Annotated in this window: 2 protein-coding genes; both read left to right on the top strand. The window is 65.4% G+C overall.

Features of this window, described 5'->3' with window-relative positions; translation table 11 throughout:
• The first annotated feature begins 96 nt into the window (after nt 1-96).
• Nucleotides 97-1,611 (top strand): IS21 family transposase, encoded by a 1,515-nt coding sequence (locus tag FJ251_15380; protein ID MBM4119084.1) that lies wholly within the window; start codon nt 97-99, stop codon nt 1,609-1,611.
• A complete protein-coding gene (locus tag FJ251_15385; GenBank protein MBM4119085.1) occupies nt 1,608-2,561 on the top strand; it encodes an AAA family ATPase in 954 nt (317 codons plus the stop codon). The genes FJ251_15380 and FJ251_15385 overlap by 4 nt, the downstream gene beginning before the upstream one ends.
• Nucleotides 2,562-2,581: the final 20 nt, after the last annotated feature.

Consider the following 2,581-nt stretch of genomic DNA (forward strand, 5'->3'; position numbering starts at 1 on the left):
GGGTCACGATGCGCCGGCGGTAGCTGCTGCGGGTTCCGGAAATTCTGACCGCACCGATTCCGGAAATTCTGGCCTACGCGACAAAGGAGGTCAGGAATGACGGAAGCGCCCACCGCATCGCAGGGTAGCAGTTTCGGCTTGGGTGGGGAGGATGGAGCCTTCGAAACGGAGGCTCCCTTGGTTCCCTTGCTCAAGCGACATCAGGTTCAGGTGCTCTTGGAGGCCGGTCACTCCCAGGCCGAGGTCAGTGAGGCGACTGACTTGAGCGTGCGCACGGTTCGGCGCATCGCGATCGAAGCGCCGGTCGAACACGTCGACAATCGAGCCGAACGGCGGAAGCGGCGAGTGGGCCGCCCAAGTCTCGCCGCGCCCTTCCGCGCATTCGTCTCGGAACTGGTCAGGAAGGAGCCGAGCCTTCTGTCGGTGGAGGTCCTGCGCCGCACGAAACTGCAGGGCTACCCGGGGAGCAAGAGCGCGCTGTACGCCCTGCTTCGCGAGGTGCGCCCGCGGAAGGCCCGCGTTGGAATGCGTTTCGAAGGGCTGCCCGGCGAGTTCTCCCAGCACGACTTCGGCGAGATCCGAATCACCTTCGCCAACGACGAGCAGAAGGTCATTCGCTTCTTCGCTTCGCGGCTCAAGTGGTCTCGGTGGGTCATCGTCACGCTGGTCTCCAATGAGACGGCCGAGACTCTGGTGCGTACGCTGCTAGATCACTTCATCGCCTTCGGGGGCATCCCGTTGTGCGCGGTCTTCGACCGACCCAAGACCGTGGCGTTGAGCTGGAGCAAGGACGGAACGATCACGGAGTGGAACCCGATCTTCGCGCACGCCGCAATGGAGATCGGCTTCACCGCGGAGGTCTGCTGGCCCTCCGCGCCAAACCAGAAGGGTTCCGTGGAGAACATCGTCGGGTGGGTGAAGGGCTCGTTCTTCAAGCAGCGGCGATTCCATGACCTGGAGGACCTGAAGCAGCAGTTGGGCGAGTGGCTGACCGAGGTCAACGACAGCCGCCCCTGCCGCGCGACGGGCCAGATCCCGACGGAGCGGCTCGTGCAAGATCGCTCGCGGCTGCGTCCGCCCCGCTGCACTGCGCAGGCGCTGGCACTCCGGATCCCGGTGCAGGTGGGACCGACCGCCGAGGTCTCCTACGACGGACGCGGCTACAGCATGCCTCCCGAGGCCGCCGGACTCAGCGGGACGCTGTACCTGTACCGGGAGCGGATACGCATCGTAGCGGGTCGTTTTGAGGCACTTCATCCACGATTCGGGCTTCCCGGCTCCGTCTCCCGACTGCCCGAGCATCGAGCCGCTCACCTCGCCGCGATCGCCGGCAAGCGCGGCAAACGCTACCTCAAGCGTCAGCAAGTCCTGGAGGTCGGTCAGTCCGCGGTGAGCTTCCTCACCGAGCTCGTGCACCGCAACCCGCAGGGCTGGATCCGTGAGGTCGACGAGCTGCACGAGATGCTCCAAGCCCTCGGAGCCGAACCGCTGGAGCGAGCCTTCAGAGCCGCCCTGGAGTCAGGTCGGTGCGACAGCCGCTTCGTCGCGCAGACGCTGGGCTGGAACGGTCTGGGCCCGAGAGGGCACGCCACGATGGGGAGCCCGAGATGAGCAAGAGAACCACCGCGGCCCCGTTGCCCTTCGAGCCGGAGAGTGTCGACCTCGATACCATGCTCAAGCGCCTGAACCTTGCCAACACACGGCGGGAATGGAAGAACCTCGTCGAGCGCGCCGAGACCGAGAGCTGGTCCTGCCGCGACTTCCTCGTCACCCTCCTGACCGAAGAGATCGCGCAGCGGCAGCAGACGCGGCTACAGCGTGCGACCCGCGACGCGCACTTCCCCTTCCTCAAGACCGTGGAAGACTTCGACTTCTCGCTCCAAAGCTCCTTGCGCAGGCAACTGTTAGGCAGTTACCTCGGGCCGGAACTTGTCAGCGAGGGGCGCAACGCGATCCTCTTTGGCAAGAGCGGCCGCGGCAAGACCCACTTGGCCGTCGCCATCGCCTACCGCGCCATCCATAACGGCTTCACCGCCCTCTTCCGCACCGCAACTTCCCTCATCGAGGAGCTGTCCGTCGCCACGGCCAAGGGCAAGCTCCGCGAGGCACTGACAGCCTACCTCCAACCCCACGTGCTCGTCGTCGACGAGGTCGGCTACCTGACCTACGGACCCGACGCTGCCAACGTGCTCTTCCACGTCGTCAACGAACGGCACCAAAGACGCCGTCCGATCATCTTCACCACGAACAAGTCCCCCTTGACGACGTGGGGACAGGTACTTCACGATCAGGATCTCGCGGAGGCGATCGTGGACCGGGTGCTGGAGCGCGGACGGCTCATCGTCCTCGATGGGCCCTCCTACCGCACCCGCCACCTCGACTCGCCCGAGGGCAGAGCAGCTACGGAGCATGCGGCCAGAATATCCGGAAAACACCGGCCAGAGTTTCCGGAACCCACACCTGGGGCTGCGCTACCTTCAGCACAACTGGCAGGCGGTGGTCAAGCAGGCGACCGAACGACGGCCTTCCTACCACCGATTCCTCTCGGAGACGCTCGGTGAGGAGTACCGCGACCGGCACG

Source organism: bacterium (genome assembly GCA_016873475.1).
Taxonomy (GTDB): Bacteria; Krumholzibacteriota; Krumholzibacteriia; order JACNKJ01; family JACNKJ01; genus VGXI01.

Coding starts and splice junctions, on each gene's coding strand:
- FJ251_15380 (MBM4119084.1), top strand. CDS start 97: ATGACGGAAGCGCCCACCGCATCGCAGGGTAGCAGTTTCGGCTTGGGT.
- FJ251_15385 (MBM4119085.1), top strand. CDS start 1,608: ATGAGCAAGAGAACCACCGCGGCCCCGTTGCCCTTCGAGCCGGAGAGT.